The sequence below is a fragment of the Ruegeria sp. YTSA226 genome, assembly GCF_059609905.1.
Map to the genome: position 1 here is coordinate 1 of NZ_JBXWMQ010000014.1, position 22,655 is coordinate 22,655.

29 protein-coding genes are annotated in these 22,655 nt (G+C 59.0%); 17 read left to right on the plus strand and 12 right to left on the minus strand.

Annotated elements, in window-relative coordinates; all coding sequences use genetic code 11:
• Positions 1–327 (plus strand): EF-Tu C-terminal domain-related protein (locus tag AC2FFF_RS15435; RefSeq protein WP_496882991.1); only part of this gene is annotated, 327 nt, incomplete at its 5' end.
• A gap of 218 nt (positions 328–545) precedes the next feature.
• Here the strand turns inward: AC2FFF_RS15435 and AC2FFF_RS15440 are convergent.
• A complete protein-coding gene (locus AC2FFF_RS15440; protein ID WP_142639317.1) occupies positions 546–995 on the minus strand; it encodes a hypothetical protein in 450 nt (149 codons plus the stop codon).
• A gap of 21 nt (positions 996–1,016) precedes the next feature.
• Complete coding sequence (locus AC2FFF_RS15445; RefSeq protein ID WP_142639319.1) at positions 1,017–1,385, minus strand: antibiotic biosynthesis monooxygenase family protein; 369 nt, start codon at positions 1,383–1,385, stop codon at positions 1,017–1,019.
• 79 nt (positions 1,386–1,464) lie between these two features.
• On the opposite strand from AC2FFF_RS15445, the gene AC2FFF_RS15450 reads away from it, so the two are divergent.
• On the plus strand, positions 1,465–1,896 hold the full coding sequence (locus AC2FFF_RS15450; RefSeq protein WP_282022248.1) for a MarR family winged helix-turn-helix transcriptional regulator: 432 nt from the start codon (positions 1,465–1,467) through the stop codon (positions 1,894–1,896).
• A 4-nt stretch (positions 1,897–1,900) separates the two neighbouring features.
• Here AC2FFF_RS15450 and rpe read toward each other — a convergent pair whose 3' ends face one another.
• On the minus strand, positions 1,901–2,587 hold the full coding sequence (rpe, locus tag AC2FFF_RS15455) for a ribulose-phosphate 3-epimerase (RefSeq protein WP_281973427.1): 687 nt from the start codon (positions 2,585–2,587) through the stop codon (positions 1,901–1,903).
• Between the two features lie 163 nt (positions 2,588–2,750).
• On the opposite strand from rpe, the gene phnC reads away from it, so the two are divergent.
• The 5 genes from phnC (at position 2,751) to AC2FFF_RS15480 (ending at position 7,490) form a co-directional block, all read left to right on the plus strand.
• Complete coding sequence (gene phnC / locus AC2FFF_RS15460) at positions 2,751–3,572, plus strand: phosphonate ABC transporter ATP-binding protein (protein WP_281973428.1); 822 nt, start codon at positions 2,751–2,753, stop codon at positions 3,570–3,572.
• A 68-nt stretch (positions 3,573–3,640) separates the two neighbouring features.
• A complete protein-coding gene (gene phnD / locus AC2FFF_RS15465; protein WP_281995919.1) occupies positions 3,641–4,543 on the plus strand; it encodes a phosphonate ABC transporter substrate-binding protein in 903 nt (300 codons plus the stop codon).
• A gap of 63 nt (positions 4,544–4,606) precedes the next feature.
• On the plus strand, positions 4,607–5,488 hold the full coding sequence (gene phnE, locus AC2FFF_RS15470) for a phosphonate ABC transporter, permease protein PhnE (protein WP_271951512.1): 882 nt from the start codon (positions 4,607–4,609) through the stop codon (positions 5,486–5,488).
• Positions 5,485–6,852 (plus strand): phosphonate ABC transporter, permease protein PhnE, encoded by a 1,368-nt coding sequence (gene phnE, locus AC2FFF_RS15475; protein WP_281973430.1) that lies wholly within the window; start codon positions 5,485–5,487, stop codon positions 6,850–6,852. The genes phnE (AC2FFF_RS15470) and phnE (AC2FFF_RS15475) overlap by 4 nt, the downstream gene beginning before the upstream one ends.
• 23 nt (positions 6,853–6,875) lie before the next feature.
• The gene (locus tag AC2FFF_RS15480; protein WP_281973431.1) at positions 6,876–7,490 is read left to right on the plus strand and encodes an LbetaH domain-containing protein; all 615 of its coding nucleotides are present in this window, start codon (positions 6,876–6,878) and stop codon (positions 7,488–7,490) included.
• Between the two features lie 158 nt (positions 7,491–7,648).
• Here the strand turns inward: AC2FFF_RS15480 and phnF are convergent, their stop codons facing one another.
• Entirely contained in the window at positions 7,649–8,359 is a 711-nt protein-coding gene (phnF, locus tag AC2FFF_RS15485; protein WP_281973432.1) for a phosphonate metabolism transcriptional regulator PhnF, read from the minus strand.
• A gap of 102 nt (positions 8,360–8,461) precedes the next feature.
• Between phnF and phnG the strand changes: the two genes are divergently transcribed.
• Genes phnG through AC2FFF_RS15530 form a run of 9 tightly spaced genes read left to right on the plus strand, consistent with a single transcriptional unit; the run spans position 8,462 to position 14,129 of the window.
• Entirely contained in the window at positions 8,462–8,920 is a 459-nt protein-coding gene (gene phnG / locus AC2FFF_RS15490; protein ID WP_496882992.1) for a phosphonate C-P lyase system protein PhnG, read from the plus strand.
• Positions 8,920–9,495, plus strand: a complete 576-nt coding sequence (phnH, locus tag AC2FFF_RS15495; RefSeq protein WP_281973434.1) for a phosphonate C-P lyase system protein PhnH — start codon at positions 8,920–8,922, stop codon at positions 9,493–9,495. Before phnG ends, phnH begins: the two co-directional genes overlap by 1 nt.
• A gap of 3 nt (positions 9,496–9,498) precedes the next feature.
• On the plus strand, positions 9,499–10,590 hold the full coding sequence (locus tag AC2FFF_RS15500) for a carbon-phosphorus lyase complex subunit (protein WP_281973435.1): 1,092 nt from the start codon (positions 9,499–9,501) through the stop codon (positions 10,588–10,590).
• Positions 10,587–10,859: a hypothetical protein gene (locus tag AC2FFF_RS15505; RefSeq protein ID WP_282027593.1), complete on the plus strand. Its 273-nt coding sequence runs from the start codon at positions 10,587–10,589 to the stop codon at positions 10,857–10,859. Before AC2FFF_RS15500 ends, AC2FFF_RS15505 begins: the two co-directional genes overlap by 4 nt.
• Positions 10,852–11,712, plus strand: a complete 861-nt coding sequence (locus AC2FFF_RS15510; RefSeq protein WP_142639343.1) for an alpha-D-ribose 1-methylphosphonate 5-phosphate C-P-lyase PhnJ — start codon at positions 10,852–10,854, stop codon at positions 11,710–11,712. The genes AC2FFF_RS15505 and AC2FFF_RS15510 overlap by 8 nt, the downstream gene beginning before the upstream one ends.
• Positions 11,709–12,113 (plus strand): VOC family protein, encoded by a 405-nt coding sequence (locus AC2FFF_RS15515; protein WP_281973436.1) that lies wholly within the window; start codon positions 11,709–11,711, stop codon positions 12,111–12,113. The genes AC2FFF_RS15510 and AC2FFF_RS15515 overlap by 4 nt, the downstream gene beginning before the upstream one ends.
• 5 nt (positions 12,114–12,118) lie before the next feature.
• On the plus strand, positions 12,119–12,889 hold the full coding sequence (gene phnK / locus AC2FFF_RS15520; protein ID WP_271951522.1) for a phosphonate C-P lyase system protein PhnK: 771 nt from the start codon (positions 12,119–12,121) through the stop codon (positions 12,887–12,889).
• 11 nt (positions 12,890–12,900) lie between these two features.
• Positions 12,901–13,584 (plus strand): phosphonate C-P lyase system protein PhnL, encoded by a 684-nt coding sequence (gene phnL / locus AC2FFF_RS15525; protein ID WP_281973437.1) that lies wholly within the window; start codon positions 12,901–12,903, stop codon positions 13,582–13,584.
• A complete protein-coding gene (locus AC2FFF_RS15530) occupies positions 13,581–14,129 on the plus strand; it encodes a ribose 1,5-bisphosphate phosphokinase PhnN (protein ID WP_142639351.1) in 549 nt (182 codons plus the stop codon). The genes phnL and AC2FFF_RS15530 overlap by 4 nt, the downstream gene beginning before the upstream one ends.
• Here the strand turns inward: AC2FFF_RS15530 and AC2FFF_RS15535 are convergent.
• Complete coding sequence (locus tag AC2FFF_RS15535; protein WP_271951524.1) at positions 14,111–14,794, minus strand: DUF1045 domain-containing protein; 684 nt, start codon at positions 14,792–14,794, stop codon at positions 14,111–14,113. The two genes, AC2FFF_RS15530 and AC2FFF_RS15535, sit on opposite strands and share 19 nt — an antisense overlap.
• Positions 14,795–14,846: 52 nt before the next feature.
• Here AC2FFF_RS15535 and AC2FFF_RS15540 point away from each other — a divergent pair, with 52 nt between their 5' ends.
• A complete protein-coding gene (locus tag AC2FFF_RS15540; protein ID WP_281973438.1) occupies positions 14,847–15,986 on the plus strand; it encodes an alpha-D-ribose 1-methylphosphonate 5-triphosphate diphosphatase in 1,140 nt (379 codons plus the stop codon).
• Here AC2FFF_RS15540 and AC2FFF_RS15545 read toward each other — a convergent pair whose 3' ends face one another.
• Genes AC2FFF_RS15545 through AC2FFF_RS15575 form a run of 7 tightly spaced genes read right to left on the minus strand, consistent with a single transcriptional unit; the run spans position 15,987 to position 22,483 of the window.
• The gene (locus AC2FFF_RS15545) at positions 15,987–16,463 is read right to left on the minus strand and encodes a class I SAM-dependent methyltransferase (protein ID WP_281973439.1); all 477 of its coding nucleotides are present in this window, start codon (positions 16,461–16,463) and stop codon (positions 15,987–15,989) included.
• Positions 16,460–17,233: a polysaccharide deacetylase family protein gene (locus tag AC2FFF_RS15550; protein ID WP_281973440.1), complete on the minus strand. Its 774-nt coding sequence runs from the start codon at positions 17,231–17,233 to the stop codon at positions 16,460–16,462. The genes AC2FFF_RS15545 and AC2FFF_RS15550 overlap by 4 nt, the downstream gene beginning before the upstream one ends.
• Positions 17,223–18,371, minus strand: a complete 1,149-nt coding sequence (locus AC2FFF_RS15555; RefSeq protein ID WP_281973441.1) for a glycosyltransferase family protein — start codon at positions 18,369–18,371, stop codon at positions 17,223–17,225. Before AC2FFF_RS15555 ends, AC2FFF_RS15550 begins: the two co-directional genes overlap by 11 nt.
• On the minus strand, positions 18,368–18,952 hold the full coding sequence (locus AC2FFF_RS15560; RefSeq protein ID WP_271951531.1) for a histidine phosphatase family protein: 585 nt from the start codon (positions 18,950–18,952) through the stop codon (positions 18,368–18,370). Before AC2FFF_RS15560 ends, AC2FFF_RS15555 begins: the two co-directional genes overlap by 4 nt.
• Positions 18,949–20,025: a glycosyltransferase family 4 protein gene (locus AC2FFF_RS15565; RefSeq protein WP_281973442.1), complete on the minus strand. Its 1,077-nt coding sequence runs from the start codon at positions 20,023–20,025 to the stop codon at positions 18,949–18,951. Before AC2FFF_RS15565 ends, AC2FFF_RS15560 begins: the two co-directional genes overlap by 4 nt.
• Positions 20,025–21,272, minus strand: coding sequence for a glycosyltransferase (locus AC2FFF_RS15570; RefSeq protein ID WP_281973443.1), 1,248 nt, complete (start codon positions 21,270–21,272; stop codon positions 20,025–20,027). Before AC2FFF_RS15570 ends, AC2FFF_RS15565 begins: the two co-directional genes overlap by 1 nt.
• Positions 21,269–22,483 (minus strand): glycosyltransferase family protein, encoded by a 1,215-nt coding sequence (locus AC2FFF_RS15575; RefSeq protein WP_185956733.1) that lies wholly within the window; start codon positions 22,481–22,483, stop codon positions 21,269–21,271. Before AC2FFF_RS15575 ends, AC2FFF_RS15570 begins: the two co-directional genes overlap by 4 nt.
• Between the last annotated feature and the right edge of the window lie 172 nt (positions 22,484–22,655).

Below are 22,655 nucleotides of genomic sequence, written 5' to 3' on the forward strand. Positions count from 1 at the left end.
GTTGAGCGTGGCCAGGTTCTGTGTAAGCCGGGTTCGGTTACACCGCACACCAAGTTCGAAGCCGAAGCCTATATCCTGACCAAGGAAGAGGGTGGCCGTCACACGCCGTTCTTCGCGAACTACCGTCCGCAGTTCTACTTCCGTACAACTGACGTGACCGGCACCGTGACCCTGGCAGCTGGCACCGAGATGGTTATGCCCGGCGACAACGTGTCGTTCGAGGTTGAGCTGATCGCACCGATCGCGATGGAAAACGGCCTGCGTTTCGCCATCCGCGAAGGCGGCCGCACCGTCGGCGCCGGCGTTGTGTCGAAAATCGTCGAGTAATTCGCGCAAGCGAATGATCAAATGGAAAGGGCGCCCATCCGGCGCCCTTTCTCGTTTGATCTCGACAAGCCCGCGACGCGCCCATGTCGTACACCAAAGAGCGTTGAGTGATCGGAGGCGGTGATGAGATCGTTCGTCGAATAGTCTCAGACCTAACCGTCGAAACAAAAAAAGCCCGCCCCAAACGGGGGCGGGCTTTTTCTGTTTGGAATGCATCTTTATTTCTGGGACTGACTGCGCCTGCGCGCGGTCATTGCCCGGCCGTCACGGATACTCATACCCATCAATGTCAGATTGGTGGCACCAGCGACCAATTCGATGACCTGAACAAGGTAGAAGCTGGTGTCGAAGGCCCCGGCTCCGGCCTTTGCTTTCAGGTAGAGTGCTGCGGGTACCAGAATAAGCAGGCCGTTGGCTGCGATGATCGGCATTCTTTTCTTTTTGGCCAATGCCGAAGCATCTTTGCGCCGGCTTCCCATCGACATTCCTGTGGCGCCGACAATTACCATGGCCGGGACCAGCAAGAACAGGCCATAGACGATCATGGTTTTTACTGATGCCACGGTCGCGTGGGAAGCGAAGATCTCGCTGTACAAAGTAGATGTCCAGAATGTCAGGATTGTTAGAAATCCGATAACTCCAGCGATGGGGTGGATTGTTCTGATCATGGGTCGCCTCCACTTTTTGCCTTAGGCAACACAGTGGTTGTCGACCGTCAGCTTGCGCAGAAGATGTGGTCGCGTCACTGCGCTGTCCGGGTAGTCGGCGATACGGCTTTGGAATTCAGGATTGGTAAAGGCCTGACGGAAACTCTTCACATCTTGCCAGACAGCATAGTTCACGAAGGTCGCGCTGTTGGCGATGCCTTTGTGCAGTTGCGTCGAGATGTATCCCGGTTGCGATTTCATGAAATCCGCGTCGTGGGACCAGGCGGTCAGCAGGGCGTCTTCGTCCTTGGCGTCAACCGTGAACAGGTTGATCAGAACGACGGGGCCTTCCTCGGTTTCCATCTGGTCAGCCAGGGTTGCGATTTCGTCCAGTTCTACGATGCGTGCCATTCTTTGATCCTCTTTCAGAAAATAACATAGCAAGCTATATAATATTGCATAGCATGCTATGCAAGTGTATTTATCCGACATGGATTTCACGAAAGAAGACTCTGCCGGATATCTGGTCAATCACATGGCGCGCTTGTTTGCCCGGGACCTGCAGCAGCGTATCTCTCCTTTGGGGATCGTCGTTGGGCAATTCCCTATTTTGCTGGAGCTTTGGCAAAAGGACGGCGTGTCGCAAAAAGAGCTGCTTGGCAAAATCGACGTCGAGCAGGCGACGTTGGCCAACACGCTCAACCGGATGGAGCGGGACAGTTTGGTCAAGAGAACCAAAAACCCAACCGATGCCAGAGCTCAGCTGATCTGGTTGACCGAAAAGGCGTCAGGGATACGCGCGGAGGCATATGAGGCCGCCCAGACTGTAAACGCGCAGGCGCTTGCGGGGCTGAACGCCGAGGAACAACGTCAGTTTCTGGACCTCATGCACAGGGTGATTTCGGGCATGCGCCAGGAATAATGAGTTACAGCGCGGAATTCGCAGCGGCCCGCACGGCGCGGATGTTGTCGCCATAGACCCCGGGCTGATCTACCGATCCACCTTTGAACACAGCTGAGCCGGCAACCAGAACGTCGGCGCCTGCGGCCGCGACCACCGGGGCGGTGTTTGGATCAACGCCGCCATCAATCTCAATATGGACGGGACGGTCGCCAATCATCTGGCGCAGGCGGCGGATTTTGCTGGTCATGTCGATGAACTTCTGGCCGCCAAAGCCGGGGTTTACGGTCATAACGCAGATGAGATCGGTCAGATCCAACAGGTGCTCCACCGCTTCGGCCGGAGTGCCCGGGTTCAGCGCGATACCGGCCTTCATTCCTGCAGCGCGGATGGCCTGCAAGGTGCGGTGCGAATGCGGCCCTGCCTCGATATGGGCGGTCAGGACATCGGCCCCAGCATCCGCATAGGCCTGAATGTAGGGATCGACTGGGGTGATCATCAGATGCACGTCCATCACCGTTTTGACATGCGGACGAAAGGCTTTGACGGCGGGTGGACCAAAGGTCAGGTTGGGGACAAAATGGCCATCCATCACGTCGATATGCACCCAGTCGGCGCCCTGCGCCTCGATGGCCTGAATCTCGGCACCGAAATTGGCGAAATCGGCGGACAGGATCGACGGGGCGATCTTGATAGTGCGGTCAAAGCTCATGGTGGCCTCGTGTCATCTGAACAGTTGAGGATGCGTATAGCGTTGAGGTCAGATGATGGATAGCCCCCGCGACAATCGCGCCGTAACAAAACTTTCACCTTACTGACACACAGCCGTTGAACAGTGGCTGTAGCTGACCGCCAAGACGAATTGGGGGTGGCCTGTGCTGCGTATCGACAAACTGACCAAACGCTTCGGCGAAAACATAGCCGTGGATGCGGCGACTTTGGATGTAGACAAGCCGTGCATGATCGGCATCATCGGGCGATCCGGCGCCGGGAAATCCACCCTTTTGCGGATGGTCAATCGCCTGACCGATTCCAGCGAAGGCAAGATCCTGTTCGAAGGCCGCGATGTCACCCAGTTGAAGGGGCGAGAGAAGCGGGCGTGGCAGGCCGAATGCGCCATGATCTTTCAGCAGTTCAATCTGGTGCCGCGCATGGATGTGGTGACGAACGTGCTGCATGGCACACTGAACCGCCAATCGACACTGGCCACCATGTTCAACCTGTTCCCGATGGAGGACATCCACCGCGCCATCGACATTCTGGATCGTCTGGGCATCGCCGAACATGCGCCGAAACGGGCCGAGGCGCTGTCGGGTGGACAGCAGCAGCGTGTCGCCATCGCGCGGGCTTTGATGCAGGACCCCAAAATCATTCTAGCGGATGAGCCGATCGCATCGCTGGACCCGATGAATGCCCAGGTGGTGATGCAGGCCCTGCGCCGTATCCACGAAGAGGACGGCCGCACGGTCATCGCCAACCTGCACACGCTGGACACCGCGCGCCGCTATTGCGACCGCGTTGTCGGCATGCGCGACGGCCGCATCGTCTTTGACGGGTTGCCCGAACAACTGACCACCGGCGTCGCCCGCGAGATCTATGGGGCCGATGCGAGTTTCTCGGAAGAGGCAACCTCGACCGAGATCGAAACGCTCGACGCCACCCAGAAGGCCCTGATGGAAGCCGAAGCCACCATCTGAGCCACCCCAACCACCTTTCATCGCCCGACCCGATGAGAGGTCGGGGACATCAACCTGGAGAGAGACAGATGAAAAACCTAATTGCTGCCCTTGTTGCGACCACTGCCATGGCCGCGCCCGCTATGGCGCAGGAAATCAGCGAATTCCGCATTGGTATTCTGGGCGGCGAAAACGCCCAAGACCGAATGAGCAAAAACGAATGCCTGCGCGAATACACCGAAGAGTTGCTGGGCGTTCCGACCAAGCTGTTCGCCCCTGCCGATTATAACGGTGTGATTCAGGGCCTGCTGGGTGGCACGATTGACGTCGCTTGGTTGGGTGCGTCGGGTTACGCCAAAACCTATCTGAGCGATCCCGAAGCGGTTGAGCCGGTTCTGGTCAAGGTCAACACCGACGGTGGTTATGGCTATTACTCGGTAGGCTTTGCCCGCAAAGACAGCGGCATCGCCTCGCTGGATGACATGAAGGGTAAGGCCTTTGGTTTTGGTGATCCGAACTCGACCTCGGGCTACCTGATCCCTTCGATCGAGATCCCACAGGCCACCGGCGCCACCATGGACTCGGGCGATTACTTCGGTGAGGTCAAGTTCACCGGCGGTCACGAACAGACTATCGTTGCGGTAAACAACGGTGACGTTGACGGCGGCGTGACCTGGGCCGACGGCCTGGGTGATTGGGAAGATGGCTATCAGTCGGGCGCGCTGCGCCGCGCTGTTGATGCCGGTCTGGTCGACATGAACGATCTGGTCGAGATCTGGAAATCGGCGCCGATCCCGGAAGGCCCGGTCGTTCTGCGCAAGGCCTTGCCCGAAGATGTCAAAGTTCAGGTCACTGAGCTGTGGAACACGCTGGACGAAAAAGACCGCGAATGTTTCTACGGCGTGGCAGCAGGCGAAGCCAAGAGCTTTGATCCCATCACGCATGAGGCCTACGAGGTCATCATCGAAGCGCGCAAGCTGAAGTCCAACTAAGCCTGCACATCACATGATCGGGGTCCGGTGTCTTGCCGGGCCCCGTTTTCTCAGGAGCATTCCATGACAGACCTGACCGCAGGGTCCCACAGCGTCGACCAAATCCGCGACGAATACTCAGCAATGACCCGGCGCAAACGGGCCTATGGTGGCATTCTCCTGATCCTGTTTGTGGCCCTGATGGCCGCAGGGTTCCGCACCGCCGATGATCGAAACGCAGGCAGTTTTGTCGATGGCTGGCACAGGATTTTCGACTATCCGGCCGAGGTCCTCTCGGAAGCGTGGGAAAAGATCGGCGCGATGCCGGAAAATCTGGTTCGGTTCTTTCCGGCCTTGATCGAAACGATCAATATCGCGGCAGCATCAACCCTGATCGGTACGATTGCGGGGACATTTCTTGCCCTGATGTCGACACGGGGCATGGCGCAGTGGCCATCTCTGATCCCATTGTTTCGTCGGATTTCCGATATCTGCAGGGCCATCCCTGAAATCGTTATCGCGCTGGTTTTGATCTTTATTCTCGGCGGCGGTCCGGTTCCGGCAATGATTGCGATTGCCATCCATACCGCCGGTGCATTGGGCAAGCTGTTCTCGGAAGTGAACGAGAACGCTTCGCTGAAGCCGATTGAGGGGCTGCATTCGGTGGGCGCGAACTGGTCGCAACGGATGTATTTGGGCGTGATCCCACAGGTCGGACCGAACTATGTCAGCTATGCCTTGCTGCGGTTCGAGATCAACATCCGTGCCTCGGCCATCCTTGGCTTCGTCGGTGCTGGCGGGCTGGGCTATGAGCTGCGCAACGCGATGTCATGGGGGCAGGGGCGCTACGACGAGGCCGCGGCCATCTTCCTTCTGCTTTTTGTCACAATCATGGTCGTGGATCAGCTGTCCGGCTATCTGCGGGATCGCCTGACCCACGGGTCGGAAAAAGGAGCTTCGGCATGACGACCTTTGCCACTGATCTGTCGACAGATGACCTCAAGGCCGAGGCCGGTCGTCTGTTCAACCGCAAATGGATCGTGAATTTCGGGTTGCCCGGCCTTGTCGCTGTTTACCTGATTTATGTGTTCTTTGCCTTTGACGTGCCCGGTATTGCCGGGCGTGCAAATTGGGAAAACGGCAAGACGCTTGTTGCCGACAGCTACAGCTACAAAACCCATGTCACGCGGGATAATCGCAATGGAGACGTGTCCTTTGCGGTCGAAGGGGACCGCAAAGGAACCTATCCTGACGGGACCGCACCCGACTGGGTGGCGTTGGGCGAAACCACGATCATTGACCTGGAGGATGGTCACTTGGTGCGATTCGGCCCCGAGACAATCGAATACGATATCCCTGGCTATGGCGTCGTGCGCGCTACGCCCAGCCGGGCCTCTGGGGTGCAAGCAGAGTTACCGGCGGGCGATGTTCCAGACTGGATCAATGTCTCGAAAAATCGGCTGGCGATCACCACCGATGCCGGGCGTCTGACCGTGACCCGCAACCGGTCCGAAGTGTTTCGCTATTTCCCAGGGTGGGAGCTGTTTTGGTTCACCCTCGACAGCCCGTATTATGGCAAATCTTTCCCCGAGTTGGTCAGCCGCGCCACCGCCGGTGAGGCCGGTGCTATTTTCAACGATTTCTGGACCAACAAGATCTGGCGGCATCAGGATGTGGCCTGGGCCATCTTTGAGACGATCCTGATGGCGTTTCTGGGCACCATGGGGGCAGGGATTATCGCCTTGCCACTGGCGTTCCTGGCGACGCGGAACTTTAACCCCTTGCGGTCGGTGCGCTTTGCCACACGGCGGGTGTTCGACTTTGTACGCGGTGTGGACGCCTTGATCTGGACCGTTGTTCTGGCACGGGCCTTCGGCCCAGGGCCGTTGACCGGAGCGCTGGCAATTCTGGTGACCGATACCGGGACATTCGGCAAGATATTCTCAGAAGCGCTGGAGAATGTGGATGAGAAGCAGATCGAGGGCGTGCAGTCGACCGGTGCGAATGCGCCGCAGCGCTATCGCTTTGGCGTGATCCCACAGATCACTCCCGTGCTGTTGAGCCAGCTTTTGTACTTTCTCGAATCCAACACCCGCAGCGCGACCATAATTGGCGCGATTACTGGCGGCGGCATTGGTCTGTTGCTGACGCAGGCGATCATCACTCAGAAAGATTGGGAAGAGGTCGCCTATTACATCGTTCTGATCATTCTCATGGTGATGTTGATGGATTGGTTCTCGGGCTGGTTACGGCGTCGTTTGATCCAGGGCGACAGCGGCAAGAAGAGCAAGCCGAGCAACGCGAAAACCAAAGATTTTATTCTGCCGTGAGCGCAGCTTGAAAGGTCAGGACTATGGCACGATTGCGCGCGGATGAACCGTTCATCCATCCCGATTGCCAGATTACCAACAGCAGCTTTGGTGCATTTGTCGAGATTGGCACCGGCAGCCGGATCGCCAACGCGGTCTGGGGCGACTATTCCTATTGCGACCGGACCTGCGACATCGCTAATGCAAGGATCGGTAAGTTTTCGAACATTGCCAGCTTTACCCGGATCGGCGCTACGGATCACCCGTTGCAAAAGGCCTCGCTGCATCATTTTAGCTATCGGTCGGCTGACTATTGGGACGATGCCGAGGATGATGCGGAGTGGTTTGCCCATCGCGCAAGCCGGATCGCATTTATCGGGCATGACACATGGATCGGTCACGGAGCGATCATCAAGCCCGAGGTGACAATCGGTAATGGTGCGGTCATCGCATCCGGGGCGCTGGTGACCAAAGACGTGCCGCCCTACATGATCGTTGCTGGGGTGGCGGCCCAACCACTCCGCCCCAGGTTCCCACAAGCGGTTGCGGATCGGATGGAGCAGTTGGCCTGGTGGGACTGGGACAACAGCCGCTTGCGTGACGCATTGCCGGATTTTCGCAAACTAGAGGCTGAGGCGTTTTTGGAGAAATACGAATAGCTGGCCCTGTGACCCTGGGTGCTCCGCGCTCGCAGAAGCATCGGTTTCGCCGGTTCCCCTTTGCGGCCTTGGGCCGGGCGCCGCGCTTTGCGCGGCGCTACGCCCAACGGGATGAGACCTCCGATAGGAGGTTGAAGACGGGCGGGAGACCTACGGGATCAATCCTCGTTCAGGGTCAGCGTGACTCGCTCTCCGGCAAAGGTTGTTCTTCCGTACTCGACAGGATTGCCATCGGGGTCTGCATTGATGCCGATCGAAAACAAGACTGGTGCGCCCTCGGGCAGGTGCAGGTGCAGAGCTTGAGTTGCCGTGGCCGCGCGCGCGGTCAGGCGGGTTGAGATGCGCGTGTAATCTGGCACATCGCATCTTTGCAGGGCTTTGGTGACGGATTGGGTTTCGGTTAGAATCTGCAGAATGTCAGGAAATCGCTTGGCCGGAAAAACGCTTTGAAACAGGCCGATGGGTTGCCCGTCGGCCAGAGACAAACCGTCATAGACATGCACCGTGTCGCCGGTTTCAAGCCCCAATGCATCGGCCTCGGCTTCATCCGCGGCCCGTGTGGTCAGGGCGAGGATCTTCTTGCCGGGCATCTTGCCGCTGGCCGAGATGCTCTTGTGGTATCGCACCCGCTTACCAATCGGATACTCGGTTGGTCGGGTGGCGACGAATACACCGGCCCCGCGCCTAGAATGGACCAGCCCCTGGTCGGCCATGTCAGACAGCGCCCGACGAACCGTGTGGCGGTTAACGCCATGCGTTGCGGCCAGTTGCGCTTCGGTCGGCAGCCGGTCACCGGTTTGATATCGCCCTTCGGCAATGTCCGACGTCAGGCTTAGGGCGATGCTTTTCCAGATCGGCGTTTTGTTCATGTCACCAAAAATTCACACAGTTGCGATTGCGAGTCGCCGGGCGGCGGTCTATGATTTGTATAGTTGTATAGGATAAGTAGACAACCCCGCCAAGAGGCTTTGATGACACAACAGACAGATTCCGCGACCGAGGCGCGTAAGACCTGGATGGGCCTGCTAGCCCGCGCGCCAGATGAAGCCACGTTGGCGCTGTGGGAGGGTCTCACGGACCGTCCCGGCTTTGAATGGCTGCGCAGCCCCGAAGTGGGCGGCGTGATGGTGCGCGGACGTACCGGCGCCACCGGGGTGCCGTTCAACCTGGGTGAAATGACGGTCACGCGCTGCTCGGTGGTCTTGCAGGATGGCACGGTTGGACATGGCTATGTTCAGGGCCGGTCAAAGCCCAAGGCCGAAGCTGCAGCTGTGATTGATGCGATGATGCAGACTGCGGCAGCAGACCATGTGCAGGAAAACCTGCTCGGTCCGCTGGAACAGAAAATGCAGGCGGTCAAAATCGCGCGGGCGGCAAAGGCGGCGGCAACCAAAGTAGAATTCTTCACGCTGGTTCGGGGAGAAGATTGATGACTGCGCAAACTCAATTCTCGGGCGGGTTCCAGAACATACCGGTTGATTCCGCACATGCTTTTCGCGCGGCGATGACGGTGATGGCACGCCCAGGCGAAATCCGCAGCCTGTCAGGGGCCGTGCCCCCAGCGCCTTTGTCGGTAGCAGCGGGCACCTTGTTGCTGACTTTATGCGACCCGGAAACCAAGGTACATCTGGCGGGTGAGCTCGACACCGACGCTCTGCGCGAATGGCTGACCTTCCACACCGGCGCGCCGCTGGTTCCTGCTGCCGAGGCAGATTTCGCCGTCGGCACTTGGGGCGAAATTGGTGGGCTGGATCGCTATCGTATCGGAACTGCCGAGTATCCGGATCGGTCAACCACTCTGATTGTTGAGCGTGACAGCCTGGATCAGTCCGGTGCCATTTTGCACGGTCCCGGTATCAAGCAGTGCGCAGGCTTGAACCTACCCGATATCCCTGCGTTGCAACGTAATGCGGCTCTTTTCCCTTTGGGATGTGACTTCTTCTTTACCTGCGGTGACAAGGTCGCGGCCCTGCCGCGCAGTACCCAGATCAGCGCGGAGGGTTAAGCGATGTATGTTGCCGTCAAAGGAGGCGAAAAGGCGATTGAGAATGCCCATGCCTGGTTGGCCGAAGAGCGCCGAGGCGCCCCGGATGTGGCCGAGCTTAGCCTGGTCCAGATCCGGGAGCAGCTGAGCCTGGCGGTGAACCGGGTGATGGCAGAAGGATCGCTGTATGATCCGGACCTTGCCGCACTGGCGATCAAACAGGCGCGTGGCGATCTGATCGAAGCGATCTTTCTGATCCGCGCCTATCGCACGACGTTGCCGCGTTTCGGTTATTCCGAACCGGTTGAAACGGGCAATATGGCCTGTGACCGTCGGATATCGGCGACGTTCAAGGATGCGCCGGGCGGGCAGGTGCTGGGCCCGACATTCGACTACACCCACCGCCTGCTAGATTTCAAACTGGCTGCGGATGGCGAAACTCTACCCGCGCCCGAAGGTACGGCGCGACACGAGCCGACCCCGCATATCACCGAATTTCTCAAGGGTGAGGATATTATTAAGGACGAGCCGGTCAGCGATGCTACGCCCGGCGACCTGACCCGCGAACCGCTGGAGTTTCCGGCGGACCGTCCGCTGCGGTTGCAATCGCTGGCGCGCGGGGATGAGGGGTTTGTGCTGGGCATGGCCTATTCGACTCAGCGCGGCTATGCCCGCAACCACGCCTTTGTTGGCGAGCTGCGGATCGGCAAGGTCGCGGTCGAAATGGACATTCCCGAACTGGGCTTTGCCATCGAGATCGGCGAAGTCGAGTTGACCGAATGTGAGACGGTGAACCAGTTCCAAGGCTCAAAGACTGAGCCGCCACAGTTTACACGCGGCTATGGGCTCGTCTTTGGCCAGTCTGAACGTAAATCCATCGCCATGGCTCTGGTCGACCGAGCGCTGCGGTGGGAGGAGCTGGGCGAGGACAATCTGGGCGCACCTGCACAGGACGAGGAATTTGTCCTGAGCCACTCAGACAATATTCAGGCAACGGGTTTCCTCGAACATATCAAGCTGCCGCATTACGTGGATTTTCAATCCGAACTGGAACTGGTGCGCAAGCTGCGCCGCGAGGCCGAGGAACGGACTGCATCGAGGGAGGCTGCGGAATGAGCTCTGTACGCTTTGCCCTACAGGCTCGTCCTACGGTTCAAAAACCAGTCGTTGCCCTGATTGGGCGATTTCCTGCCGAATGTTTCGCGCGAATTCACGATTTCAAGCGATTCCCATTCGCACGAAAGGTCGCGGGCCATAGCCCCGAGGCGCCACTTTGCGCGAAAATTGCGCCAGATAAAATAGAGCATAATCGCCAAAAAGAGCGAACAAATACCAAATACGTTCATAAAAACACCAGAAACAAAATAGTTACATCAAATGACTGAATATAACTTCGCATATCTGGACGAACAAACCAAGCGGATGATCCGTCGGGCGATCCTCAAGGGGTTGGCTATTCCCGGATATCAGGTGCCATTTGCCAGCCGAGAGATGCCGATGCCTTATGGCTGGGGTACCGGAGGCGTGCAGGTATCTGCCGCAACTTTGACCCCGGACGATACGTTCAAGGTGATTGATCAGGGCGCGGATGATACGACCAATGCCGTGTCTATCCGTAAGTTTTTCGAGAATACGGCGGGCGTCGCCACCACCGAGGAAACCGAGAAGGCGACGGTCATCCAGACCCGCCACCGCATCCCCGAGGCGAAGCTGCGCGCGGATCAGATTCTTGTCTATCAAGTGCCGATCCCGGAACCGCTGCGGTTTCTGGAACCGCGCGAGACCGAGACACGCAAGATGCACAGCCTCGAAGAATACGGGTTGATGCACGTGAAACTGTACGAAGACATCAGCCAGCATGGTGCGATCTCAACCGCTTATGCTTATCCTGTGATGGTCTCGGACCGTTATGTGATGGACCCGTCCCCCATCCCGAAATTCGACAACCCAAAGCTTGAGATGGACGCGATCCAGCTGTTTGGCGCGGGCCGCGAGCAACGTATCTACGCGGTGCCACCGCATACCAAGGTCGTCAGCCTCGATTTCCAGGACTACCCGTTCGAGGCCACCAAGGCCGACCATCCCTGTGATCTGTGCGGGGCCGAGGACAGCTATCTGGATGAAGTCATCATGGATGATGCAGGCACCCGCATGTTTGTTTGCTCGGACACTGATTATTGCCGGTCGCGCCGCGAGGCGGGCCATGTGGGCCGTTTGGCCAGAGAGGATGCCGCATGAAACGAGAAGATGTGCTTGGAATTGACCACCTTGGCCTTACGGTTTCGGACCTCGACGCCACGCGGACGTTCTTTGTCGATGCGCTGGGTTGGGAGGTCTTCGGCAGCAATCCGGATTATCCGGCGGTTTATGTGACCAATGGCGCGGCGAAGCTGACGCTTTGGCAGCAAAAAGGCAAGGGGCTACAGGGGTTTGACCGGCACAAGAACGTCGGGTTGCATCATGTTGCCTTGAAAGTTCCCGATGAAGAAGCGCTGACTGCGGTTTTCGATGCGGTCAAAGACTGGCCTGACGTCGTTGTCGAGTTTGCACCTGAACCCTCGGGTTCAGGTCCGAAACTCCATTTCATGATCCGAGAGCCGGGCGGCAATCGGATCGAGTTTTCATATGACCCAAGGTGAATGAAATGACACCGCTGCTGAGTGTACAGGATATCAGAAAATCCTACGGGGCCCGTATCGGCTGTACCGATGTGAGTTTTGATCTCTATCCCGGCGAGGTGATGGGGATCGTGGGTGAGAGTGGTTCGGGCAAGTCAACCCTGCTGAACTGTCTGGCGGGTCATCTGGTGCCGGATGCGGGGCAGGTGATCTTTGACACTCGTGCAGACGGTCCGGTGGATACCGTGACCATGTCGGAACCTGAACGCCGGATGCTGAGCCGCACCGATTGGGCATTCGTGCACCAACATGCGCGCGATGGCTTGCGTATGTCTGTCAGTGCGGGCGGAAATATCGGCGAACGACTGATGGCCGTAGGTGACCGCCACTATGGCGATATCCGCGACAAGGCGATCGACTGGCTGGGTCGGGTTGAGATCGAAGCGGAGCGGGTTGATGATCGTCCGTCCGCGTTTTCCGGTGGCATGCAGCAGCGCCTGCAGATCGCGCGGAATCTTGTGACCGGCCCCAGGCTGGTCTTCATGGATGAACCGACTGGTGGTCTGGACGTCTCGGTACAGGCTCGCCTGTTGGACCTGTTGCGCGGGTTGGTTCGGGAAATGGGGCTGAGCGCCATCATTGTCACCCATGATCTTGCCGTTGTCCGTCTGCTGGCGGATCGGCTGATGGTGATGAAAGCCGGTCATGTGGTCGAGGCCGGATTGACTGATCAGGTTCTGGACGATCCGCAGCATGCCTATACGCAACTGCTGGTGTCCAGCGTGTTGCAGGTATGAGGGCCGGGACAATGATTGAACTGAACAATGTCAGCAAAAGCTTTACCCTGCACAATCAGGGGAGCGCGGTGATCCCGGTCATGCAGGGCGCTACGCTCAGGGTTGAACCGGGTGAGTGTGTGGCGCTGACCGGCGCGTCGGGGGCAGGTAAATCCACCTTGATGCGGGTGATCTATGGCAACTATCTGGCTGCCTCGGGTCAGGTTCTGGTCGGTGGTTTAGACGTCGCCAAAGCTGAACCGCGCGAGATCTTGACCCTGCGGCGCGAAACGCTGGGCTATGTCAGCCAGTTCCTGCGCGTTGTGCCCAGAGTGCCGACGCTTGAGGTCGTGGCCGAGCCGCTTCTTGCTGTTGGTTGCGAAAAACAGATGGCACTGGACAAGGCTGCGGGTCTGCTCGAGCGTCTGAATATTCCTGAACGGCTCTGGCCCCTTAGTCCGACGACTTTTTCGGGCGGCGAACAGCAGCGCGTGAACATCGCGCGCGGCTTTGCCCATGAATACCCGGCCATGCTGCTGGATGAACCCACAGCCAGTTTGGATGCGCTGAATCGCGAAACCGTCCTGTCCCTGATCCTTGAGGCGAAAGAGCGCGGAACGGCGATTATCGGCATCTTCCATGATGTTGACGGGCGGAAGCAGGTTTGCGATCGCGAGATCAACGTTTCGCAATTCACGCCGGGAATTGCGGCATGACGCTTGCCCCGGTCATAGCGGTTGTCGGTCCGTCAGGTGTCGGCAAAGACAGTGTGATTGAGGCGTTGGAAGCCCGCGCAAAAGGTATCCAGCGGCTGCGCCGTGTCGTCACCCGCCCCGAAGGCGAAGCGGGGGAAGATTTCAGACGGGTCACAGATGACGCGTTTCGACAGATGGAAGGTGAGGGCGCATTCGCGCTCAGCTGGCATGCACATGGGTTGCTCTATGGTGTGCCGAAAGAGATTGCGCAGCAACGTCAGGTGGCGGAGGCAGTTCTGGTCAACCTGTCGCGTGCTGTGTTGTTGCAGGCGCAAGAGATCTTTGGCGATCTGATTGTTATCTCGTTGACTGCAGACGCGAGCGTTCTAGAGCAACGCTTGTCATTGCGCGGGCGCGAAAGTGACAGCGAACAGGCGCGTCGGTTGGGCCAGGCCAAGACCCCTTTGCCTAAGGGGCTGGTCCGGGTGATCGAGGTCGACAATTCTGGTGCTCTGCAGGATACGGTGGCCAAAATTTTGTCCCGCCTTCAGTTGGAAAGCGCATAGCGATGGATCAGGTGAAACCGTCCATCCTCGGCCTCGCCCATCAGGGCCAGATCCGCAATTCGAAAGGGTTTTGGCAAAAGCGGCCCCAGATGGTTTTCCAGGGTGCGCTGGACCGAATCCAGCACGGGCTTGTCCAACCTGCCGCTCAAGGTGATGTGAAACCGAAACGCGTTCAGCACATAAGGGTAACCCCATTTGACCAGGTTGGCGTCCTGATCCGGTGTCAGTCTGGAGGCGCGGCGATGGTCAAGTTCAGCCGCCGACGGTGGGGACCGGAACATATCAAGCTCTTGAACACAGGCGGCGGCCAACGCGTTCAGCGCGGCTGTGTCGCCCAGTGGTCGCAGGGCCAGAAACCGGCCAAGGCGGGCAATCTCAAGACCTTCCATCATGATTGCGCATTGGCTGGCAGCAAGGGTGGCGCAGGCCTCTTGCAACGCTGTGACGGATTGCCCCTCGCGCAGGCGGAACGGGGGTTTCATGGTCGCGTGCAGCCCGTATTTTCGCGGTACCTCCGTAACCGCTGCAACATCCACACCATCCAGCCCAGGATGGGCGACCTCGGTGCCAGCCTCCATGTCCCAGCCCAGCCAACGGGTTGCGAATTGCGTCCACTCCGCCGTGGCGGGTGGCGCAAAATAGATCGCGTATCGCGTGAATGTCACATTGGCCTCCTATTGCGTGGCCTTCCAATACCTCAAACTGTGTGAAGTTCAGATGACAGAAGAATTGATCCTTGCCAATGCCACGCTGATCCTGCCCGACGAAACCATTAACGGCAGCGTCCGGGTTCAGGGTGACAGCATCACCGAGATCGATACAGGCGCGGCGGTTCCAAGCGGTGCAATCGATTGTGAGGGTGACTATGTCAGCCCCGGTCTGGTCGAGCTGCACACAGACAATCTGGAACGTCATATCCAGCCCCGCCCCAAGGTCGACTGGCCCCATGCGGCGGCAATTCTTGCCCATGACGCCGAACTGGCCAGCACGGGCATCACAACCGTGTTCGATGCGATGCGCGTCGGGTCGATCCCGACTGGTCCGCGCTACAACAAATACGCACGTGGCCTGTCCCGCGAGCTGTGGCAGTTACGAGAGCAAGACGCCTTAAAAATCAGCCATTTCTTGCATTTGCGGGCCGAGTTGTGTTCAGAAACGCTGGTCGAAGAACTGGATGAATTCGGCCTCGAGGACCGTGTCGGGCTGGTGTCACTGATGGACCACACGCCCGGTCAGCGTCAATTCCGTGATATCTCAAAGCTCGAAAGTTATCTGAAAGGAAAGCTGGGGTTGGAGGGCAAGGAATTCCAGCAGCATGTCGCGGACCTCAAGGCGATGAGGGACAGGAACGGCGAAAAGCACGAGGTGGAAACCGTAAAGGCGGCCAAACGTTTTGGGGCCATGCTGGCCAGCCATGACGACACCACCCGGGAACAGGTACATGTGTCAGCGGGCCACGGTATCCGGCTGGCCGAATTCCCCACTACCGTCGAAGCGGCGCGGGCTTGCCATGATCACGGGATCAAGGTGATGATGGGGGCGCCGAATGTAATCCGGGGCGGGTCACATTCGGGGAATGTCGCCGCCAAAGAACTGGCCGATCTGGGACATCTGGATATTCTGTCTTCGGACTATGTGCCGGCCGCGTTGTTGCTGTCGGCGGCACGGCTGGGCGAGATGTGGGGCAACATGGCCCGTGGACTGCGGACCGTTACGATGTCCCCGGCGCAGGTGGTCGGGCTGGAAGACCGTGGCGAGCTGCGCGCAGGCGCGCGCGCCGACGTCATTCGGTTCCGGATGCGTGAAGGGGCGCCTGCCCTGAACGGAGTGTGGTCGCGAGGGCGACGTGTGGCCTGATCAGGCCCTGTAGAAAAGGTATCGGTCGGGTGCGATGGTCTCCGGTCCGGTGATCTGTTCAAACCCAACCAGTGGTTGGCCGGATATCAGCAGCCCACCGGGCAGCATGACCTGAGAGATCAACGGGCTGAGCATCGCCGCCTCAGCCACATCATCCTGCTTGATACCGCGCCCGAAATCGTAATGTGCCAATGCTATTTTCGGGCCACCGGCTGCTAGTTTCTTTAACATAGGACCCGCTTCGCCCTGCAGAAAATCCTCTGCTGGAGGGGTGCTGGACGGGTGGCACTGTAAAACCCGGTCCATGACCCAGATGCGCCGGTCTGGTAGAATTTCACGTAGGTGATCATAGGTGCGGCCATTCCCCAAACCCATGTCCAGTATATCGCCGCTCGTATCTGTAATCTGATCGACCGCCCAGTTCAGCCCGTCGCGTTGGGCCGTCAGGCGGCGCAGCATTGAATCCAATCGGCTCATTCGGGTCTCCGTGATTTATCGTTTTTTGAGGCGGTCCAGACGGTCGCCGGACCATCCAGAAACCGCGTCAGAAGGTCCTGCGTAAAGGACCAGATTTCCTCGTCATGCACCAGGTGATGCGTCAGGATCCCAAACGGCTCGGTATTGTCCGCAGGCCCTTCTCGCCTGTCCCGCAGCAGAACTGTGGCCTGAGCGATCAGCTTGTCCCGAGGGGCCAACCCCCGTGACCCGCGCCAGTCGATCGGGTCCAGATGCGTGTTGACCTGCATAAGGCCAGGTGCCGCCATCTTTGCCTTTCGGGGGGTGGCGGTGGACAGGATGCGATATCCCAGGCCCGGCAATTCCTGAACCATCTCTGACGCGATCCGGTTCCAGGGTGGCACAAACATAGGGCACAGCTTGTCTGGGAACAGGCTCTGTAACCGGGTCAGCCCGGCCCGTGCATCGTTGCGGATGTCCTGAAAGGGGCGATGCAGTCGAAACTCTGATTTCTTCTCGTTTGTCGGAGCGTGGTTTTGATGGGCCCAGCCATGGACCACCGGTATCAATGCGGACGAGCCTTCGACATGGGTAACCAGATATTCATCTGCGTCACGCGGAATAATCGCCAGATGAACCGGCAGTTCCAGTGATGCGGACAGCGCCTCCAAACGTTCCAACTGTGGCGTGACACAGACCGCGTCATCATCCCTCCACCACAGCGGCAGAGACAGCCCGTCCCGCCGCCACAGATCAAGCTCGGTCATCAGGGGGTGCCAATCACCGGTCATGAGCGTGATCCAACAGTGATCTTACAATCTCAACAGACTTTTCTGCCCCGTTGAAACCTTGGCCGGTGCTTGGTCGCATAGGGGCAGCCAGGATGGCCTCGACAGCCTGCGCCAATGTTTCTCCGGTCAATTGGTCACTCGGCAATACGTCGATCGCGCTGAGTTCCGACAGGCTTTGGCTGCGCAAAGTCTGTTCGACTTCGCTTCCGTCGTCGAAGGGGATGAAAACCGAGGGTACGCCAGACTGCAGAATGTCCAACGCAGTGTTGTAGCCGCACATGCTGACCGACGCGGCGGCCAAGGGCAGCATTTGGCGAAAGTCCGGGCGCACCGGTTCTAACGTCACAGGGGCGTCGCCAGCCAGTTTTGTCAGGTGTTTTATACGTGCCGAGGCGTCCTGTCCGCCCACCAACAGGCGCCAGCGCCTGTTGGGCATCTTTCGTGCGGCCTCGATGGCCGCCCGAAAGATCGGCTCGCCCACCGATCCACCGCCAGCGCTTACCAGAATCTCGCCCTCACCAACCCCGTCCGGATGCGGGATCGGCGCAGCGGGCGCCACGAACCCTGTATAGAACAGACGCTGCGCCAGAGGTTCCGAGACCGGCCAGCTTACATCCAGCGGGATCATGTTCTGGTCTGAATGGACAAGGACACCGTCAAAGAGGTCAAGAATGATTTCCACGGTGCGCTGGGCTTTGGCAGGTTTGGATGGGGGCGCCAGTATGTCCCTGACAGATCCCAAAATAACCGGGCGCGGGTGCTGTGCGTGGGCAGCATCCAACAGGGCGTCAAACTCATCCGCCAGGGATCTGCGGCCAAAGGGGTAAAGCTCGGTTATCAATACATCCGGAGCAAAGCTCCGCAGCGCCTCTGTCAGGGCAACCTTGCGAGCGTCGAAATAGGCAGCATCTGCGACCTCATCCGTTTGCGTCAGCAACCGCGTAAAATTGGTGCCGTCCGAGCGCAGTGGCGGCAGCCCTAGCAAGTCGATCCCGGTATGGTCCAGCTGCGGCGCGGGCATTCCACCTGAGACCAGCAATACCTTGTGACCCTCTGCGGCAAAGGCCCGGCCCAATGTAAGCGCGCGGCTCAGATGTCCGGTGCCCAGCAGATGGGTCACAACGATCATCACCCTCATATGCGGGTCTCCTGCCGGATCAAACGGATAGGGTCAGTTTCGGGGCGCATGGACTCCATGTCCACGATATAGAGGCGGTTGCGCTTGATCTTAAAGGGGGCGGGGCCGTCAAAATCCCATCCCCAGGCGCGGGCCAGAATGACCCGCATGATACCGATATGGCAAACGGCTACGGTATTTTCGCCAAGACTGGCAAGCCAAGGTTCCAGCCGCTGCCAAATTTCGGCGGGGCTTTCACCTCCGGGGGGTAGGAAACCCCAACCCCAATCCTCGATATGGCGATAACCGCTTGCGGGATCGGCAATGAGATCGGTGCCGTGCTGCCCCTCCCAAGCGCCCCAGTTCATTTCCGTGAGGGCCTCGGACTTCAACGGTTCGCGCCCTGAAACCAGTTGTGCCGTCTGGGCCGCACGCGCCAACGGGCTGGACCAGACCATAGCCTGATCCCAAGGGGAGGGCAGGGAATAGCATGCCAGTTCTGTCTGTGCCTGTTCATCCAATGGAATATCGCTGCGCCCCTGAATGCGCCCGGCGCGGTTCCACGCCGTATGCCCGTGGCGCAATAGCGCGAGCTTGCTCATGTGGATGCCTCCAGCAAAGGATCAACAGCCGTCCAGAACCGATCAGTTGCATCGGGCATCAGGTGGCGCGCGGCTATATATGCGGCCGATTGGCTGCCTTGAGAAGACCGCAGTGCCGGATTGTCCAGAAGAGTGCGCAGCCTTGCGGCCAGCCCCTTGGCCCCTTCAGCAACCGAAGGATAGTCGGACGGCATAAGCACATCCCGGACGCCCGGCCTGTCTTGCGCGACCACGGGGATACCATGTGCCTGAGCCTCTAGATAGATCATTCCATAGGCCTCATTCACGCCGGGCCAGACCATCAGGGATGCGGTAGCATAAGCCTTGCGCAGCGCGTCGCGATCAAGCTGCCCCAGAAACCGGACTTTCGTGCCAAACTTGGCCATCAGCGCTTCGATTTCGGCGCGGGCGGGACCATCGCCCGCAATAGACAGGGACCAATCGCCCTGCAGGTGGCGCAGTGCCTGTTCAAGCACCCGGTAAGAGGCCAGCTTGTCGCCGTGTCGCATCATGCCCACGGCCAGCATCGGGCCATCGCAGCTAGAGGCCTGCGGCAGCGAGGAGGCGGGAAGAAACGGCGGAAGCTCGACAAGCGCCTGATTTCCGAACTGCTCGCGTTCCAGCGTGATGAGGTCATTGGCGGTGTGATAAAAGATCACCCGGGCCGCGTCGCAGGCCTGATGGGCCGCTTGGGCAAACCCTGACCATGGCCCCTGAAGGCGGCTGTAGGCACGGGTGCTTTCAAGCTGAACATAAGGTATGTTTCGCGCCGTACTTACACGGGGTCCAATCAGATCAGGGGCCTTGTAATAATTGTGATAGGTCACCCATAGTGCAGTGTCAGCAGGCAGGTCGCAGGTCAGGCGCAGCACCTCGGCTTCAGCCTCATGGCGCAGCTTGGCCTGGACCTCTTTGTCGCCGTGCTTGTCGAATACGCGCAGGTCCGAGGCCAGATCCACCGCATCCCCTCGGGCTTGGATTGCAAGAAGAAGATTTCGTGCCATTTCCCGGTCCCCCGACGGCACCGGGCTGTTGGGGGATTTCATCGGGGCATAGAAGGCGATGCGCGGCATCAGCTCTTATGCGCGCCCAGCGCGCTTAACCTGGCAGACAAAAGCGCTATGCCCGGGTCCATGCGGAATTCGGCGATCAGGCGATCATAGGCAGCACCCGCCATACCAGCAGCCTGCGCGGGGTTGGCCGCCAGCTGTGCAATCGCATTTGCCAGCGCGACCGGATCGTCATCCGTCAGGACGCCATGCGTGCCTGTCTCGATAAACTCAGGAATCGCAGAAACGGGGGTCGACAGGATCGGCAGATATTGCGAGGCGGCTTCCATCAACACATTGGGCAAGCCATCCCGGTCCCCATCTGTGGCAATCCGGCTGGGCAGAACAAACAGGTCTGCTGTGCGCATCGCGGCGATGACCTCAGGTTGGTCACAGGCCCCTTTCCAGGTGATGCGCCCGGACAACCCGGCCGATGCGGCCCGGTTCTGCAAAGTATCACTCAGGCTTCCTCCGCCGATATGCGTCCAGTGCCAGTCAAGATCGTCCGGCAGCATGGCGAATGCATCAATCAGGCGATCGAAGCCTTTCTTTTCGACCAACCTCCCAACGGACAGCATATGAAAAGGGCTGTCAGCGGGGCGTAAGCCGCGTTCCGGCGGGGCTGGAAAGCGGCCCAGGTCCAGCCCGTGATAGATCAGTTCAACCCGTGCCGGATCGTCGGCGAGGCTGCGCAGATGCTGGGCGCCGATCGCGGTGCAGGTTGCACCAAAAGCTGCTCCGTAAGTGTCGGAGTGCAACTTTTCCGATTTTTCCCAGTCCGGTGACGTCCAGATATCTTTTGCATGGGCTGAAAAGCTCCACGGAAGGCCGCGCATGATCGCGGCATAGCGCGCGACCGACGAGGGCGTATGCATGAAATGCGCATAGAGAACCTGTGTGCTGGCGGGCAATTCCGCAGCCAGAACGCAGGCCTGACCGAACCGACGGATGCGGTTATGCGTGGGATCGCGGCGCAAATCAGCGCGCCAGACCTTATAGGCCGCGCCGTATCCCGGAAGGCACTGCGTTAGTTCGCGGGCAGCCCATATGCGCTGAGGTTCTTGATACAGATATTCCGGCAGATATCGAACCTGGCCACGAAACCTGTCGTGCAGCGGATGCCGTTTCACATCGGTTGGATGACGCAGGGACCAGATGTCGAACTGATGGCCGGCCTCTTCCAGAGCAACAAGTTCCTGCGCGATGAACGTTTCGGACAGGCGCGGCCACCCTTTGACCAGCACCGCCAGATTGGGCGCGCCTGCGGTCATCCGGTTGCCCGTTCCTGTTCCTGATTCAGCAATACCTCAATACGACCGGTGACATAGTCCAACCCGTCCAGCAGGCCCTGTTCAATGGCCTGAGACGGCAATGGCTGATGTGGTAGATCGCGAATGGCACGGACCATGGAATCGGTTGTTAGCCCGTCACGGAACTCGTCCAACATCCGGATCAGTCCCAGATCCTCGGCGCGTGAGGCACGGATCCACTGTTCCATACGCGGACTGGTCCGTGGAACAATGACGGCGCGTTTGTCAAAGGACAGGACCTCGCAGAACGTATTATACCCACCCATACAGACGACGCCAGCCGCGCCGTGGAACAGCGTTTCGATCTGGGATTCAAAGCCGACGGCGGTCACACGCCCGTTCAAGGCAGCCACACGTGTTTCGAATTCGTCCCGCAGATCACCAGACAGGAACGGGCCATAGACCAATACCGCGCGTGGTGACAGGTCGGGGTCCTTTTCGTAAGCCGAAAGAACCAGGTTCACCATCGCCTTGCCGTCCCCACCACCACCTGGGGTAATCAGGATATAGGGCTGCTCCGGTGGGGTACCGATTGGCCCCAGATCACGACGCAAATAGCCAGTCCAGTGAATGCGCGACTGGGCCGCGTGATTCAGAGGCAGCCCCTTGGTCGGATCATAGATCGAACGCAGCCCGTAAACCCAGATTTCATGATAGAATCTTTCGGTCGCTGCAGTTGCCTCTTTCCGTTCCCACTCTGCGGCCAGAACTTCGGGTTCATCCAGAACATCACGCAAACCCAGCACCAGTTTGGTGCGCTGCGAGAGCAAAAGGTTTTCGAGTGTTGGCAATAGCTCGCCGCGGAACCCGGTGGGTTCTTTGTCTACGATCAGAATGTCCGGGTCAAACTGCTGAACGGCGGTCTGAATCAACCCCGATCGCAACTCGGTCACCTCGTCGATCCCCATCCCGATTGTCTGAGACGCGTATGACCCGTCCGCCCGTTTGGTCACGCCAGGCAGACGCACGTGGTCGACCCTGCGCGGAAATGTGAACCGGCCAGCGACAGGCGATCCGGTCAGGATCAGGGATGATGCCGTTGGATCCGCCTGCGTAATTGCGGCGGCCAGTGCACGAGACCTGCGCAGATGGCCCAGCCCGAACGTGTCATGGCTGTAGAACAGGATCCGTGGCGCGCGGCCAGTAGTATCGTTTTGTCTTCCTAGGCTCATGCCTTCGCCTGTCTTAAGTGTCTTGGTGTCGGTCCGCGCATCGGCACCTGTTAGCTTATCGTCTTTCACCCGTCTTGCCAAAGGGCCTTGTGACCCGCCGACTGGAAGGGACTGCGTAAAACGTCAGCCATTCCTCTGGTAAGCCGCAAGGTGCCTTTTCGTTTTTGCGCAA